This is a genomic window from Cytophagales bacterium (genome assembly GCA_033344775.1).
GTDB lineage: Bacteria > Bacteroidota > Bacteroidia > Cytophagales > Cyclobacteriaceae > JAWPMT01.
Map to the genome: position 1 here is coordinate 162,222 of JAWPMT010000004.1, position 17,306 is coordinate 179,527.

13 protein-coding genes are annotated in these 17,306 nt (G+C 44.7%); 5 read left to right on the forward strand and 8 right to left on the reverse strand.

Translation table 11 applies throughout. The features are described 5' to 3' along the window. Positions 1-306: 306 nt before the first annotated feature. A complete protein-coding gene (gene floA, locus R8G66_09720) occupies positions 307-1,218 on the forward strand; it encodes a flotillin-like protein FloA (GenBank protein ID MDW3192635.1) in 912 nt (303 codons plus the stop codon). A gap of 254 nt (positions 1,219-1,472) precedes the next feature. Here the strand turns inward: floA and R8G66_09725 are convergent, their stop codons facing one another. The 3 genes from R8G66_09725 to R8G66_09735 all read right to left on the reverse strand — a co-directional run bounded on the left by R8G66_09725 (position 1,473) and on the right by R8G66_09735 (position 4,564). Continuing rightward, complete coding sequence (locus R8G66_09725; protein MDW3192636.1) at positions 1,473-2,189, reverse strand: response regulator; 717 nt, start codon at positions 2,187-2,189, stop codon at positions 1,473-1,475. Beyond that, the gene (locus R8G66_09730) at positions 2,186-3,862 is read right to left on the reverse strand and encodes a histidine kinase dimerization/phosphoacceptor domain -containing protein (protein MDW3192637.1); all 1,677 of its coding nucleotides are present in this window, start codon (positions 3,860-3,862) and stop codon (positions 2,186-2,188) included. Before R8G66_09730 ends, R8G66_09725 begins: the two co-directional genes overlap by 4 nt. Before the next feature lie 114 nt (positions 3,863-3,976). Next, positions 3,977-4,564, reverse strand: coding sequence for a hypothetical protein (locus R8G66_09735; protein MDW3192638.1), 588 nt, complete (start codon positions 4,562-4,564; stop codon positions 3,977-3,979). 697 nt (positions 4,565-5,261) lie between these two features. Here R8G66_09735 and R8G66_09740 point away from each other — a divergent pair. From R8G66_09740 to R8G66_09750, 3 genes are all read left to right on the forward strand, one after another. Beyond that, a complete protein-coding gene (locus R8G66_09740; GenBank protein ID MDW3192639.1) occupies positions 5,262-6,035 on the forward strand; it encodes a hypothetical protein in 774 nt (257 codons plus the stop codon). Next, on the forward strand, positions 6,032-6,205 hold the full coding sequence (locus tag R8G66_09745) for a hypothetical protein (GenBank protein MDW3192640.1): 174 nt from the start codon (positions 6,032-6,034) through the stop codon (positions 6,203-6,205). Before R8G66_09740 ends, R8G66_09745 begins: the two co-directional genes overlap by 4 nt. Before the next feature lie 748 nt (positions 6,206-6,953). Further along, positions 6,954-7,844, forward strand: coding sequence for a DUF808 domain-containing protein (locus R8G66_09750; GenBank protein ID MDW3192641.1), 891 nt, complete (start codon positions 6,954-6,956; stop codon positions 7,842-7,844). Positions 7,845-8,695: 851 nt separating this feature from the next. Here the strand turns inward: R8G66_09750 and R8G66_09755 are convergent. The 5 genes from R8G66_09755 to R8G66_09775 all read right to left on the reverse strand — a co-directional run bounded on the left by R8G66_09755 (position 8,696) and on the right by R8G66_09775 (position 14,999). Then, on the reverse strand, positions 8,696-9,100 hold the full coding sequence (locus R8G66_09755) for a DUF2135 domain-containing protein (GenBank protein ID MDW3192642.1): 405 nt from the start codon (positions 9,098-9,100) through the stop codon (positions 8,696-8,698). Between the two features lie 256 nt (positions 9,101-9,356). Continuing rightward, entirely contained in the window at positions 9,357-9,884 is a 528-nt protein-coding gene (locus tag R8G66_09760) for a hypothetical protein (GenBank protein ID MDW3192643.1), read from the reverse strand. Between the two features lie 209 nt (positions 9,885-10,093). Then, entirely contained in the window at positions 10,094-10,753 is a 660-nt protein-coding gene (locus R8G66_09765; GenBank protein ID MDW3192644.1) for a hypothetical protein, read from the reverse strand. Positions 10,754-12,068: 1,315 nt separating this feature from the next. Continuing rightward, positions 12,069-13,004 carry a hypothetical protein gene (locus R8G66_09770; GenBank protein ID MDW3192645.1) on the reverse strand — a complete coding sequence of 312 codons (936 nt, stop codon included), beginning with the start codon at positions 13,002-13,004 and terminating at the stop codon, positions 12,069-12,071. Between the two features lie 306 nt (positions 13,005-13,310). After that, entirely contained in the window at positions 13,311-14,999 is a 1,689-nt protein-coding gene (locus tag R8G66_09775; protein ID MDW3192646.1) for a DUF262 domain-containing HNH endonuclease family protein, read from the reverse strand. 410 nt (positions 15,000-15,409) lie between these two features. Between R8G66_09775 and R8G66_09780 the strand changes: the two genes are divergently transcribed. After that, positions 15,410-17,305, forward strand: a complete 1,896-nt coding sequence (locus R8G66_09780) for a site-specific DNA-methyltransferase (GenBank protein MDW3192647.1) — start codon at positions 15,410-15,412, stop codon at positions 17,303-17,305. Position 17,306: the final 1 nt, after the last annotated feature.

Sequence of the window (17,306 nt, forward strand, 5' to 3'; positions counted from 1 at the left end):
ATCCTTCTTTGTCATCTCTCCTACTGTTACTCCCCGGATTAATCCGTGCATGCCATCTGTTTGAATGCGTTCCTTTAATCGTAGGGGTGTCTCATCCTTAGGAATGGGTTACTTTATCTACCCCCAGCATTTAAATGGGTGACCGTCTAAAGAGCACCACTCATAAGGATATTTAATACAGGGTGTCGCGCTGAGGATTCGCAGCAAGCTTATGGACTCAATGGGTAGACGATAAATAATTCCACTTTCCAACGAAATAAGACGTACCTTCAGGCCTTACTTATCTAGTTACCACGATCGTACCATATGCCAGTTGAACTATTGATCTTAGCAGGAATCGCATTAGTCGCCATTTGGCTACTTCTTTACATTTTCCCAATTAGTCTGTGGATCACGGCCATCTTCTCAGGCGTTCGGGTCAACTTATTGGAACTGGTGTTCATGCGCTTCCGTAAAGTACCTCCAAAGTTAATCGTCAACTCATTGATCGTCGGTACGAAAGCAGGGATCAAAGAAATCAATACGCAACAACTGGAAACTCACTATCTGGCCGGAGGCAATCTTACCAACGTGATCAAAGCCCTTATCGCTGCGGATAAAGCAAATCTCAATTTGTCTTTTCAGCAAGCTACCGCCATCGATCTGGCGGGCAGGAATGTACTGGAAGCGGTACAAATCTCCATCACCCCCTACATGATTATCGTTCCGGCCATTACCGGGGTATCCGCTGACGGTATTCAGCTCATTGCAGAAGCCCGGGTAACTGTACGTACCAACATTGCCCAACTCGTGGGTGGTTCTGGCGAAGAAACCATCAAAGCCCGCGTCGGACAGGGCATCATCTCCCAGATCGGTGCTTCCACGAATTACAAAATCGTTCTGGAACAGCCCGAAGACATCTCCAAACTGGTCTTATCCAGTGGACTGGATGCAGGTACGGCTTACGAAATCTTGTCCATCGATATCGCCGACATCAACATCGGTCAAAACATCGGTGCCAAGTTGCAAATTGATCAGGCCTCAGCGGATCTGGAAATTGCTCAGGCCAAAGCCGAAGAAAAGCGCGCTCAGGCTGTGGCCCTTGAGCAGGAAATGCTGGCGCAAGTTCAAAAAGCCCGTGCACTCGTCATCGAGGCAGAGGCAGAAGTACCTGCAGCACTTTCCGACGCCTTTAGAAAAGGATTATTGATTCGGGGTGGATTTAAAAAGAAAGGATAATGCTCATCTTTAGATCCAATTTGCCCTAAGGAGAACGCAAGTGAAGGCTATCATAACCCAAGTAGTAAATTGGACCAGCAAAGTAGCAACTTAAAGCCACTATCCACCCCTAACCCCTAAAGGGGGATTGACGACTACTAAACATACACCCCTCTTCAAGTAACCAAACGGAATACTGAAGCTAGCAATGATCACATCGTCTAAGATTGCTTCGCCCGATTGGCATCGTTCTCGCAAAGACGATAAAAATCACACTAAATCGTATTGAACCACCCAAAGACCATGTTTCGGTATTGCGTACTGACCGGAATTTTATGGTCATCGATCAATAGCATATTCCCGGAAAACCCTGTGATACTTTCTTTATTGACGATGTAGCTCCGATGAACGCGATAGAACTGATCTTTTGGCAATACCAATTCCACTTTCTTGAGTACAACCGAGTAGATAAACGTATCAGCTGTTGTATGGATCTCCGTGTAGTTGCTATCTGCTTCCAGCCACAATATTTGTTGAAACTTCACTCGCTCAAAGCGGTCTTCTTTTTTGAGAAAAAGTGAATCTTTGATGGTTACCGTTTCGCGATCCTGCCTTGTAAAATTGGCCAGAGCCATTTCGATAGCAATACTGATTTCTTTGTCCTTGAAGGGCTTCAGGATATACGCAGAGGGCTTGACGGCTTTGGCCCTTTCAATGTACTCCCCTTCTGCGTGGGAGGTGAGGAAAATAAAAGGTAACTGGTATTGCTGTTTGATCTTCGTCGCCAGCTCGATCCCGTCGATGTGACGGTCGCCGAGATGGATATCAAGCATAAGAAGATCAGGTTGTCTTTCAGCCAGTTGCGCTAAAGCCTGCTCGGGGTTCTTCGCCAAAGGCAAAACCTCATACCCCATTTTCTTCAGCCGGTTGACCATGTCCATCCCCAGGATGGCTTCATCTTCTACGACAAGTATGCTTGCTTTCTCGCTCATTTAGGAAACGTGAGGGTCCATTCGGCCCCATTCACGTTTCGAAAATACAGTGTTCCCTCGAGTTGATCAGCCAGAGAGTAAATCAATTTCAATCCAAAAGACAACAAATTATCCACGTCCGGAGCTTCCATTCCCGGTCCGTTATCACGAATAAAGAGTTGGTAATTTGCCGCTACCACTTCCAGTGAAACCCGAATCAATGAACTGCCATTGGGCGCCTTGCCGTATTTCAAGGCATTGGTCACCAACTCGTTTACGATCAGCGCCAAAGGTATAGCCCGGTCCACCTTCATCGCCTCCGGCAGAATGGTGGCATCCATGGTAACCCCCGGGTCAAAGCTTTCCTGTAGGTGCTCCAGCAATTCAAGCAGGTACTGATCCATCTGGAGGCTGGAATAATCTTCCTGGTACAGCTTCTTATGGATCAGGGCCAGACTGTCCACCCGGTAGCGTCCTTGCCGAACCGCCTCCGCTGCTGAAGCATCTCCAAGTTCATCAGACTGTAGGTTCAACAAACTGGAGATCATGTTCAGATTATTCTTTGTCCGATGATTCAGCTCGCTTAACAGCAGACCTTTTTCTTTTTCCCGCCTTGCGAGAGTAATATTGGCTTTCTTCTTCTCTTGATTGTTGCGATAGAGCAGGGCCAATAAAATGAATAAAATGGTCGTCCCGGAACCGATGGCTATGAGGGTATTTTGTTGGCTTTTGTTCAACTCATTCAGAAAAGCAATTTCCGTATCACGCTGCTCCACTTCATGCTGCCCCCTCAGCCGCTCTACATTGCGCACATTGTCGATATTGATCAGGCTGTCCTTGTAAACTTCGTACTGTTTTTGGTACCTCAAGGCAGTCCGATAGTCTTCCTGTTCCGCATAATAAGTGGCCAAATACTGACTGAAGTCCCGTACCTGTTCCTTCAATCCTTCATTTAATGCTACCTGATACGCATCCAACATTTTGTCTTCTCCCGCGGAACGATCCCCTTGAGCCACGAGCACCTTCCCCAACTCAAAAGAGTAGACCACTACGGAATACACATCACCAAGTGGCTCTAATATGGTAATGGAAGTTTCTAATAATACCCTTGCAGAATCCAATTGATTTATGGCGTAATAGACCATGCCCAGGTTGCCTGATCCATAACCGGTCACGATTTCATCTCCCTGAAAGTTCTCTCTTAGGGCCAACTTACTGTATAGCGCTGCGAAATCAAATTGTTCGAAGAGTCGATAAGTTTCACCCAAATTGATCCTGATAATATTGGTCATCAGGGTATCCTGCAATTCTTGATAAATTTCCAGGCTTTTGATATACTCGGATACAGCTTCCTTGTATTGTCCTTCAAGTACTAGAAGCGAAGCCTCTTGCGCATAACTTGCAGCTAAATCGTCCTTCCTTCCGATTTCCTGAAAAATAGATAAGGCGTTGTAATAATACTTTGATGCAATTTCCAAATTTCCAAGCTGACGATGTATCAGGTGAACATCATCATACGCCCGTCCAAGTCGACGTTTGTACTTGCTATTGGACTTGTACTTGCTATTGGATAAGAGCTTTATTAGGTCCAACCCATAACTCAACGCCACATCCGGCTTGCCTTCATTATCAACAATTTCTTTAAGAACATGGTACAATGCCGAATCACTGACTTCAGCCTCGCTTTCGAGCACGAATTTTAGGCTATCTGCAATACGTTGATTCTGACCAATTGAAATCTTAGGTATTAAGCAAGCTAGGCTTAATAAAAAGAGTAGATTAAATTTCAATAAACCATTATTTTAAGATCAGTCCTCTTTCTTCTTCACTTTAATGATCGGATCAATGATACAACAATAATTCACGTTATCAACAGGTAACAGGAAGACCACATTGAAACCTGCAAAAATGCCTGGGTTATTCCCCTTGATTTTTACCGAAGCTGAGTTTCCATCCTTATCCTCCGGCGTAATGTATAATTTGCCATTGGGCGACACATGAAAGCCATCCTCATCATAAGGTTTAAAGTATTGCTTCCAATCACTTTTCGTCATGGGCTGGTAATATTTGGGCGTGCCATTATCACCGAAGGGATTGAGGTTGATGATCTCAATGTACTGCAGTATAGGCTGACCAATGCGATCATCATAGTTGAGCCAATCGGATTTATTGGAACGCCAGCGAATGGCATCGTAGGAATCATCAATTTGTGGTAACGATTGGTCAATAGCGGGAATTTCGCCACCCTGATAAGTATCATCTGTCCAGCCGTGGATGAATGGTCCGACTTTTACAGGGTTAAGGTAGCTACCATGCGACAGACAAGTGTTGGTCAAATAGTCGTAAAGAGATCCGGTGGTAGCGGTTAAGTTCAGGTTAAAAAATTTGGTACTCACGATATTATTGGTTGTGGTTTGTGATGAACCAAAGATAGTGAAGCGTACCTATAAGATTTGTACATGAAGCCATCACTTACTCAAGAATTCAGGGGATTCGTCCGTCAAAAACATAACGTCCATATATGCGCCCGTGATTATCTCGAGGCACTTTTTACTTACAAAACCGGGGTAAGAAACCGAATTCATTTACTCATCGATATCAGGGATTCACACATTTAAGTAGTAAAACCGTTTTAGTTGGATTATCCACGCGTCATCTCATCTACATCTATAAGCCTCAGGGACTACCATTCTCTAACCATCTCCTTTCAACTAATCGACAAAACCCTCCCTCTAGCGCGGAAGTACAGTTGTTCAAAAGGCACGGAGTTCTTACAAGCACGGAAGTAACTTCCGCGCTAGAAGAGCTAGAAGACTTAAACGGAAGTAAGTTCAAAAAAGTACGGGAATTAGTTCAAGCAGGCACGGAGGAGATATTTGCTTTGGAAGGGTACGAAGAACGCAGGGAAGTAACTTCCGCGCTAGGAGGGGGTCTGTTCAGAAGTCACATTCTCTTCTCTAAACCTACCTCCACCCACACATCCAATCAACAAACTCCTTCATTTACTCATCAATTCCGGTCATTCACTCATCGGATTTCATGATGGCGTGTGTCATGCTCAATTTCGAATCCACACACAAATACGCCAAAAACATGAATCAATTCATTCAAAAATTCAATCAGGAGGCCTTTAAAGTAGGAGTTCTTTTTTTCTTTTTACTCCAGGCCTTGTCCTCCCATGCTCAGTTTTCAACCGATCTGAATCCACACATTCAAGCAGAAAAACCCTGCCAATCCATTATCTACACAGCTTTACGCAAAGGCTATGTTTCTGTTAAGGCAGAAGTCCAGCTGATCGATGGTCAGTTAATGGCTTCAAGTAGTCATACGCTGGAAGTCAGCTACCTCACTCCCCTGTTTGATCGTTTCCGGGAAAACGATGGCCACATCTATAAAGATCATTCGGACATGTTTTACCTGTTCATCAAGATCAAGGACAATGAAAACAGGACACGACTGGCCCTGGAGCAAGTATTGACCAACTATCAGGCGATGATTGCTGGCTCCCATTGGAAAACCCAGGCCAATCCGGTCAAAGTGGTATTGATCAACCCTTCTCCGGCACTGATTCAAAGTATCTCAGAACAAGCATCTTCCCTGATCACATTAGAAGGCGACTATCACAGTATGGACCAGCGTACGTCCCAGTATCTCATGCCAATCACCGGAGTAAGTTATGACCATCTCGATCCTAAAAGCCTTCGGGCTACCGCAAAAACACTGCACCGACAAGGAAAAAAGTTAAGACTGTATGACGTCCCCAACGATCAAGGCTTGTGGAAAGAGCTGATCCAGTCAGGGGTGGATTTCATTAACGTGAAGCAGCCCTCAAAAGGAATGCTTGCACAAACCAATACGAACCCATGAGTACTCAAACACTATCACCCATCATGAAATGGCAATCAGTGGTCAGGTTAGTCCGGTTGTTGCACCAGCAAGCAGCGCCGGACACCTCTCCTAAAAAGCGACACCTCAGCACACGACTACACCGCTTTTCCATGCTGCTACGGCTATTTACCGTCGGCAGAAAGCGGTAATTTCCAGCGGTCTTCTTGACCCGGTCTATGGCGACCCGATGTGCCGGAAACGAACACACTTGTAGTATTTTCATGAGAGCCTCCGGCATCTAATAACAGGGCCCTGAGCTACCCACAGGGCCCTGGGCTCTCTGTTTCCCATGTCATCCTGAGCTACGTCGCCTGTCGGCCGGAAAGGCAGGAAGGATAGACAATTAACAGCCTAAGTTCTACTTTCTACCCCCAGCCCCTAACCGGTCGTCCCTAAAGGGGTGATTTGCTTCTACTCTTCCGTCATCTCGAGGATTTTGATAGAAGTCCGCGGCGATCTTTAGACGGAGAACTGCAATCTACCCCTAGCCCCTAAAGTGGTGTTTGACTGAGCGTTTGGTTAAAACATCCGAATAAAAGGTAAAACTGTTCAATGCTTAGTCCGGCAGACGGGCATTCCCTGAATCACAAAGAAATCCTTGCCATTTCCCGTTTCGAGGAGTTGATTGCAAGGGAATCTGAAGCATGGATATAGTTCTCTACTAGCTACCCCTAACCCCTAAAGGGGAATTCAGTTCGGTCTTTACCTACGTCTGTATAACGCGAAAGGTCCCAGCTGTTCGTAAACTATCCGTCATCCAGTGCGAAAGGAACCTCAAACTTCGATAGCATCCTCTTAACTAGGGAACTTAACGCCAGGTACTACCAGGATTCTGACGGCCAAAATTTGTTTTGATCCCATAAAGACTATTTTAGCGAACCAAAACCAAAATCATATATGGCCTCCGGAATTTTCGCACTACTCGATGATATCGCTACACTCATGGATGATGTAGCTACCATGAGCCAGGTCGCAGGTAAGAGTACTGCAGGTATCCTCGGCGACGACCTGGCTGTAAATGCGGAGAAGTCATCAGGATTCTTGTCCTCTCGAGAATTACCCGCTTTATGGGCCATTGGCAAAGGATCATTGCTCAATAAAGCGATCATCCTGCCCTTTGCCTTTCTGCTCAGCGCCTTCCTACCGGCAGCCATTACAATCATTCTGATCATTGGCGGCCTTTACCTGGCTTATGAAGGAGCAGAAAAGATCTACGAATTCTTATTCCCACATACCCATGACAAACGACACCCCACTGCAAAAAATCTCACAGAAGAGGAGTTGCTGGTGGTTGAAAAGAAAAAAGTAAAGTCCGCCATCATTACGGATTTTATCCTATCCGTAGAAATAGTGATCATCGCCCTGGGCACCGTGCTCGATGCGCCACTGACCACTCAAATCATAGTCGTCTCTCTGATTGCTTTATTAGCCACTGTAGGTGTATATGGTATTGTGGCACTCATAGTCAGAATGGACGATGTTGGATACAAACTCATTCAGCTTAACCCGGAGGACAACACTTTTTCTGATAAACTGGGTCACTTTTTGGTGCGCGCTTTACCCAAAGTGATCAAAAGCCTTTCTGTGATTGGCACCATTGCGTTGTTCATGGTATCCGGTGGTCTATTTGTCCACAACCTCGCCTTCATGCATCACCTGGAAGAACTGATTCCCATACCAGGACTTTTGTTCGAATCCCTGACGGGACTCCTATTCGGCTTCATTGTTTTGTTGGTGGTAATGGGTGCAACGAAATTGTGGAAAAAGAAGGATCTAAAAACCGATTGATCGTCATCCAGTGACCAATGGATCTCAAACTTTATTAGTATTCACCAAGGACGCTCCTACGCACCACTAGCCGTGCGCACCTATTTCGCCAGACATGCCTCGTCCGCTGACAGGCCGGCGCGGACGAGTCTGGCGAGGTAGTGCTCCGATTACCATCCAGACTAAGTGAAGGTTGAACCTATACTTTCATATCTCCTTTAATCGATGTAGAAGCGGTCATATGCAAGTGTAGCGAATACTACGCTTAGGGGGAGGAGCTTGCAATCTACCCCCATGTTTGACTGGGCGTTTGGTTAGAACATCCGTATAAAAGGTTAAACTGTTCAAAGCTTCGTCGTTCCTAGCCCGCCTGCCGGAACGAGGCAGGAATCATCCCGAATCCATGAATGTTTTCTTACTCATTGATGATTGTAAGGGAATCTGAAGCATGGTAAAACCTCTACTAGCTACCCCGGACTAAGTGTAGGTTGAACCTACACTTTCATATCTCCTTTAATCGATGTAGAAGCGGTCATATGCAAGCGTAGCGAATGCTACGCTTAGGGGGAGGAGCCTGCAATCTACCCCCAGCCCCTAAAGGGGTGTTTGACTGGGCGTTTGGTTAGAACATCCGAATAAAAGGTTAAACTGTTCAATGCTTCGTCGTTCCCAGCCCGCCTGCCGGAACGAGGCAGGAATCATCCCGAATCCATGAATGTTTTCTTACTCATTGATGATTGTAAGGGAATCTGAAGCATTGTAAAACCTCTACTAGCTACCCCCAATCCCAAACCGGGCGTCCCTTAAGGGGAACTTGGAAGTGTAAAAATCTCTACTGGCCAGGCGGGATACTTGCATCATCATGTTCCATGCTACTCGCCAAACTCCAATTGTGCGATCTGTCTGGATTCCTTATTGTCGGTTACCTGAACCGCAATGCGCTCCATTTGTTGCTGAGCAGTACCGTAATTGGTATAAAGTGTCGCGTAGATCGTTACCGGACCAGTGATGGTCTGCCGCGACTCGCTGAAGTAATTGACATAAACGGTGTAAAAACCACGTTCAGCCTCTTTCAATGAAAACTCCTCCGGTCCATAACCCTGGGTAAAATCCGAACTGATCTTGCCACCCATCTGGGTGTATTTATGACCATAAAAGCATTTCTCACCATTCGGATCGATCACCCACAGGTCAATATCACTGTCATTGCTACTCCAGTCGATGACGATCCGCACATGATTAGCAGCAATGCCACGGTAAATCACAGGCCTAGCCACCCCCATCCCCTAACCGGGCGTCCCTAAAGGGGTGCCCAGTACTGCAAAAAGGCGAGAGGTCACAACCTACTCCCAGTACAAAATTTTAGCGTCATTCCGGTGATCTAATTATCAGCTTTGAATTGCATGGTGGATGAAATTGATCCGCCGGAATCTCGAGCTTCAAATGTAGAAATGGGATAATACTTGAGACTATATCCTCCTAGCCCCAAAAGGGAAGTCAAGTCAGGCCGCTACCCTCCACTCTTCGTCAGAGTTACCGCGATTCCGGAGTTAACTGATCCGAACGGCTTACCCACTGATCGCCATAGATAGAAGCATAAGTCACTTCAATGACCGCCCACCCTTGAGGATCATAGGGAAAACGGAACGTATCGCTAATAAAATTCCCACGATTACCCACGACCGAGTGCGAAAAGGCACTGATGCTCTGAGAGGCAATGATCAATCTTCCGGGTAGCACCAGGTCCGTGGAGTACCAATCAAAGTCGATGCTGACATCCACCAGTTTTTTGGCGAACGCAAACGGTTCCCCCACAAAAGTGCTATCCGGTGTGATGATCCGGACCTCCTTGATCATGGCAGGCCCAATGCCCGTGTTATTTACCATGATGACTTGCCGGTCTCCTCTCAACGATAGCCGGACTTCCAGATAAGGCATCACTGCAGCCCGTTGTGCCTTGCCCATCAGATGTGTCTGATAGATAATGACCAGCAAGGTGCTCAAACTGACGACTATGGCACTGATGCTGACGATCCGGTCTGTACTCCATTTTGAAGACATAGCGAAATTGAATTAGCACAAGTAAACTAAGCAAAGTCCTGGAATATTAGAAGTCCAGGCACCAAGTGGCACGCTGAATCCTGATCATGGGGTGCTTCCTAGATAAACGAAGGGACGCCCCTCCGCACTGCCTTTTTGGCTTAGTCCTTCGCACCTATGGTCTGCAGGGCAGCTCATGCCATATCCGGAAGGCGAGGTGATTCTTTTTCTTATCTGGGATTCTCAAAGAAATCACCCCAAATCGGATTCTCTCCAGAATTGTAGATTCTTTCAGTATAACCATAATCTATACTTAATGACCCCTTCAGGTTATTCCATTCGTCTTTTTCAAGTAGTCTTTCATAACGATTTAAGATGCTATTCGGAATTTCACTTAGAAATTGTGCTCTGATAAACAAATGTTCAAAATCTATCGAAGGATCAACTTTAACGTGATAAGTAATTTCATTCTTAATTCCAGGACTATATATTCCCTGGGATTGAGCACTATCCAGAACGCTAAATAAACTCCTATCTAAGATTGTGGAATCCATCTTATTAATTAAACTAATCCGAGGTGTATGGATATAACTTGGCATTTCCGATACAACTCGAATAACTACCCGGATACTAAGAGTGTCTTTAGTTTCATTTAATTCATTGGTGTAATTATTATCCAAAGTGGGTAGTAGTACATTTAATTCCTTTACTAGCTCTAGTTGGTAGCTGTTCCTGGCTATTCTTACACTCGCCATATCAATACTGAAGTAGATTACTACCGCTCCAATCAAACCAACGATACTCTTAATAATATCGGCTAATTCAATATTCTTCTCCACTTTGATGTCCTTATACCACTCGTTCTTTTTGTTTTGATCACTATCATTCATAATCCTTAATTATTATCAATTGAGGATCCTAGGATAAGTCCTTTTTCGCAATCTTCCATATATCACATCAACAATCATGCGATCAAATTGCTGAGCTGTGTATTCCATGATATCTTCAATCTATTTTGGTGTACCAAAACGATAGAAAGGAGATCACCATATAAGGCGAAACGGATTGGTATCGACAAATCAAATAGCATGTACCATATCGCCAAACTCTTTAGAGGCAATTACAATTATGTCATATATCGCTTTTAGTAAAATCTCAAGTCCAGATTTGAAATGACAATTGAATTAGCACAAGTAAACTAAGCAATGTCCTGGGATTTTAGAAATCCAGTTACCAAGTGTCACCCTGAGTGTTGAACCAGGGGCGTCATCCTGAGGATTCGCAACAAGCGATTGGACTTGAAGGGGTGTCCGACTAGGAGACACACCAGTAAAGGAATCTGAAGCATGGTAAAGTCTCTACTGGCCACCCCCGCCCCCTAACCGGGCGTCCCTAAAGGGGTGATTAGAACTACAACCAATACATACTCGTCAACGCGAAGGTGAGACGAAGGAGCTTTCTGCGACGATCTTTCGACGGTGGTCCTGAACCTAAGGCTCATTAAGGGACACACGGTTAGGGTTTCAAAAAAATGACCGTCATTCCGGTTTTTGACTGGAAGGAGGAATACCGCCAGGCGGCCCTGCGGAATCTCAAACTTTCAAGGCAGAATTGATATAAAATCTTTTAACGTCTACTTTTTACCCCCGCCCCCTAACCGGGCGTCCCTAAAGGAGTATCTGGAACTGCCTACATTTCTTCCCATCATCGCGAAGGAGTGACGAAGGAGCTTTCTGCGACGATCTTTCGACGGTGGTCCTGAACCTAAGGCTCATTAAGGGACACACGGTTAGAGTTTCAAAAAAATGACCGTCATTCCGGTTTTTGACTGGAGGGAGGAATACCGCCAGGCGGCCCTGCGGAATCTCAAACTTTCAAGGTAGAATTGATATAAAATCTTTTAACGTCTACTAGCTACCCCCGCCCCCTAAAGACGCCCAGTCCGGGGGGTGATATAGAACTACAACCAATACATACTCGTCATCGCGAAGGTGTGAGTCAATCAAGGCTCGTATCGTGTAGTTGACCTGTGTCGTAAAGGGTAGTCGACTAGGGACGTATAGACCATTCGACCATAGTCAAATAGGCTGTTCGGATTGCTATTTTAATCGCCTGATTACAATAGGGGAAAACGTCGAGACCTTTTTCAAAAAGACCGTCATCTTTTTACAAAACATGGCGATGTTGCTTAAAGCGATCCACAACCTACGCTTCTACCATTTCCGAACGGGTGTGCGACTCGTCAATGGGATATAAGTAACCTCTTGCATCAGCCCAGATCACCAGCGCTCGATAAAACACACTAGATAATTCTACAGAGGCTGCTGCCAGTAGTCTTATTTTTCCTTCGGTACCTGCCAATGCGTATGCGGTACTATGTATGATTTCATTCCGTTTTTTCCTCCACGCTTCTTGCGTTGCTCCCTGAGTTGCGTTGATTTGATCACTTACTGCATTCACACGGGCCGGCCTAATCACTCTGACTTTACCCGGTATATCCGGGTGATGCAAGCTTGGGCCTCTGGGTCCATCGACTACCACACCCAACAAATTGAGCCGCTCTGTGAAATCCGCCACGGCAGAGGCCCCTACCCCTTGACCAGAACTACAATTAAGAGAAATGATCTTCCCATCATACCCTTCCGGCAAGATCAACCCAGTTGCATCTGCCAGAGCTCTGGGATCGGTAACTCCCATGTACCCACTCATCCCATGTCCCACGAAGTAGATATTCTCATGTTGGCCAATTTCACCCGCATGTCGGATTTGATCAGCTTCAATGATCGCCTGACCAGGAGGACCATGTTCGATCGCCACTTGCAAGGTTGAAGAGGTGATCCATCCCTTGTCGGGTCGCGCCATATCCGCACGCAGCCCCCCATCCCCTACATGAATGATGATTCTTTGGATAGGATCTTCGGAGTTCGATAATGGTTTTTGTCCAACTGTCGACGCTTCAATGGCCTTCCTCTGTCGTGCGTCAGTCTGAAATCGATCACTTCCTATGATCAATGTTTGCAGCTGGTCGATGTTGTCATCAATTGCTCGATTGCCCTTCAACTGCGCACCAGACGTTTTTGGAGGCGACTCATGTCCGCTCGAAGAAAATGCGGATTGCTTATCCGAATAGCCATGTTCCATAAGGCAATATTTAACTAATCCTTCCAGAAAGATACGAAAATATCGTGCTATTCTGCCATGATCTTTATTTATTCATTCATAACTGGAATATGTTTCTGGAAAATGCCCCTCAATCTTTACGCTACGACTATTCAACCTGAAAGGAACGTGCGGAAAGAGACACCAACAAAAAAGGACAGCCGTGGCTGCCCTAAGATCTATGACAAAATTTAATAATTCCAATGTTAACCTCCTCAGGCACCGGCACTATTGGCAGCTTACTTGGACCAGCTTGGAAAAGGATTCATTGATGACGGATCATGATTTCTAACCTAAGTATTCTCGAAAAAAGCCCATAATATCCCGTACAAACTGTTCCTCTCTAAGTTCTATATCTTCTTTTAGCCAATCCGGTTTTGGGTAATTGGCCAGATCAATAACAGATGCAATGGAAGATGAAATGTACCTAGCCTGTTTAACTCCGAAATAACCATTTCCCGCCTGAATATTTATCTTTCGTTCTAAGACAACCTTATTACCGAAACGATCTAAATAATCCCAGGCATCTTCAATATTCCAGCCATTGTAATTGGTGTCCTGCCATCTTTTCGGGAAAATATGCTCAATATCAAACCTGGGAATCAATGATGTCTGTTCCGGATTTAGGTAAGCATGTAATAACAATAAGGCGCGAGCAATCTTTGAGCGGTAATAGTCAACAATCCACTCAGACAAATTCTCTTCTACATAAGCATATCTAAACACTATTTCACTATTGTTTTGAATGGCGATGTTTCCTGAATAAATATCATCTTTAATGGCATTTACCGATGGTTTCTCGATGAATTTTGCGAAGAGGAATGCAACCAGGTTAGCCAGGAATTCAACTAAATCATCATCGAAAGAATTGCTACCTCTATTCTTCAAAAAAAATACGCTGGTGATGTACTTCCAATACTCATTCGGATAGTTCACTAAACAATGAAAATATTTCCTGGAATTAAATGATAGCGTAAAAGGAGTATCTCCATCCGGATCCTCACCCGTATTTACAGCACTCCAGAAATCGGCAAGACTCATGACCTCTTCCATCAATTCAGGAGCTTTAAGTCTGGCATAGCTGTCATGTGCATAAAACCTTCTTAATCCAATTTCTTTGGATCGATCCCCATTTCTTGCTCTGATCACATGCGAGTAATACCTAAATACATCATCAATGTCCATAAAGGCACCTGCACATACCTGTGTCAGTACCTTCCAGTCTTCTGTAAAATTCCGTCTATCCTCTTCATGCTCAAAATTGCGATATAGCTGAGCTTTGAAGATATCCGAATCTGAAAGCGGCATCCCCCGGTCATTCAATGTAGAGAAAATGGTTAGCGCAGTTTCGGGTGTATCACATTCTATGGGAAGAATGATGCACTGCTGAAGAATTGTAATGCAGAGTTGCTTCCATTGCATTGGGTGTTCTGTGGCATAATTATCACAACATTTCTTGAAGAATCTATAATTGATGCTGTAGTTATCTGATCGCGAATCATCCGTCTCGCCAGATTGTAAAATACCATGAAAAACCTCATTGTCCTCTTCTGTAGCCACCTGAGACTGAATATGAATGACGGTTTTGTCCGTCACTTTCTGTGAGATGGGGTTTATGTCCCAGATACACGGAGCCACTTGATTCTTAAGTCCTATCACATCTTCATCCTCCGGCATTCCCTCAAGCTTCTTATAAAAAGCGCGTAAAAGCAGAAAAAAGGAAGTTAAACGCTGTTGCCCATCGATGACTTCCTGATTTTTTCGTGCATTGATGTAACTTACGATGGTTCCTAAAAAATACTCGGCTCCAGCCTTTGCTTCCGTCAAAGCAAAGTTTTCGATATCATTCCATAAGGTTTCACATTTCTCTTCATCCCATTTATAAGGACGCTGAAAATCGGGAATGATAAACATTCTTCCTTGCATGTCTCCAAGGAGTTTGCCGATGGTCTTTCGACTAACACTAAGTTCTGCCATAAATTCAAGGAATTACTTCTTCCTATTCGGATTTATCTGCTTGCCTCTGTTCCCTTGTGCCTGATCATACTGTCTATTCGTACCTGGAGTGCCTTTGTTGGCATTCGTTTGATTTGACTTGTTGTCCTGTGGTTTAATTTTCTTACTCAAAATTCTACTGATTCTTTAATACACAAGAAGTTACGAAATCATCTAACTGAAGTCTATAGAATGATCTCTTTATCCGTGAAATGACCGCTTCCGTTCGTGAAGTGTTAGGCAATTAAATGGCCTCATAGCCAAGGTTCAATTTGCATTAGGACAATACCCCTCTTTCTCATTACCTTCGGTTTTATTTATTGGAAGAATTTGAAAACCTCGATCTGTTTATGATCGAATGGAATTACTTGTTGCAAAACTGAACAAGCTTAATGGACGAAGAAAAACTGGACCTCCAATCACCTGATATAGTCAACCAAAACCTAGAAAAACTCGCGGACTTATTCCCAAACTGCGTCACTGAAGGACCCGATGGCAAAGTGGTGGATTTTGACCTATTGAAACAGGAACTCAACCATGAGGTAATAGAAGGCAACAAAGAACGCTACCGACTGGAGTGGCCGGGCAAGCGAGAAGCCATCGTCACCGCCAACTTACCTACCACCAAAACCCTGCGCCCCATCCGGGAAGACTCGGTAGACTTTGACAATACCGAAAACCTCTACATAGAAGGTGACAACCTGGAGGTGCTCAAGCTCCTGCAAGAAAGCTACCTGGGCAAGATCAAAATGATCTACATTGACCCACCCTACAACACGGGTAATGATTTTGTTTACAGAGATCACTTCCGTAAAAGTGGCCAGGAAGAATTGATCGACAGTGGTCAGGTTGATGAAGCGAATCAACGGCTTGTCGCTAACCCTGAATCAGCAGGACGTTATCATTCCGATTGGTTGAGTATGATGTATCCTAGATTGAAATTAGCTAGAAACCTTCTTGACCAAGATGGCTTAATTTTCATTTCAATTGATGATAATGAGGTTCACAACCTTCGGAGGGTTTGTGACGAAATATTCGGTGATGAAAACTTACTTGGATCTTTTCAATGGAGAAGGCGACAAACGACAGATAATAGAAATCAAACTAGAGTATCCGTTGATCATGAATGTGTTTTAGCCTATTCGAAATCAAGTATTGCTTCACTCAGAGGTAAGGATATTGATGAATCGAAATACAAAAACCCTGATCAAGACCCCCGAGGCCCTTGGGCTAGTACTAATTTATCAGGTTTGGCAACTGCAACTCAAAGGCCTAACCTTCACTATAATATTGTTGATCCCAAAACAGGAATAGAATATGCTCCAAACCCAAATAGAGGATGGTCAAAAAGTAGAGAAACAGTCGAGAAAATGATTGATGATGGACGAATTCTCTTCCCATCGAAACCAGACGGGCGTCCAAGAGAAAAAAAGTTTCTTTCTAGTCTTAACAGCACTGTTACAGGGTTTTCTACATGGTTAGAATCAAAAGAAGTGGCATTCAATACTGACGGAACTAGAGAGCTAACAGAATTGCTTGATGGAAAATACTTTGACTTTCCAAAACCGCTCAAGCTATTAACTAAATTCATTGAACAAGGTACAACTGAAGATAGCCTAGTACTAGACTTTTTTTCAGGCTCCTCTGCGACAGCCCATGCGGTAATGCAAATGAATCTACGGGATTCTGGCAATCGTAAATATATAATGGTTCAACTTTCTGAAGCTACCAATGATAAAAGTGCAGCATATAATGCAGGATATAAAACTATTTGTGAAATAGGCAAAGAACGCATTCGACGTGCTGCCAAAAAAATCAAAGAAGAAAAGCTGGAGAAGGCCAAGAAGGATGGCTTGTTTGCGGACTTCACGGATGAGCAGGACTATGGCTTTCGGGTCTACCGGCTGGACAGCAGCAACATGCAGGATGTGTACTACAGCCCTCAAGACTATGGCCAAAGTAACCTGGACTTGTTCGCGGATAATGTGAAGCCGGATCGCACCGCCGACGACCTGCTGGCTCAGGTGATGTTGGATTGGGGTCTTCCCCTATCGCTTAAAATCGAACCAGCCACCATAGCAGGCAAACAACTCTTCAAAGTGGCGGAGGACTCCCTCTACGCATGCTTCGACCAAGGAATAGACGAAGATTTTGCCAAGGCCATTGCCGCAGACAAACCCCTGCGCATCGTCTTCAAAGACAGTGGCTTTAGAAACGACACGGCCAAGACCAACGTAAAGCAGTTGCTGAAGCAGCTCAGTCCTGAAACGGAAATGAAAGTGATCTGAC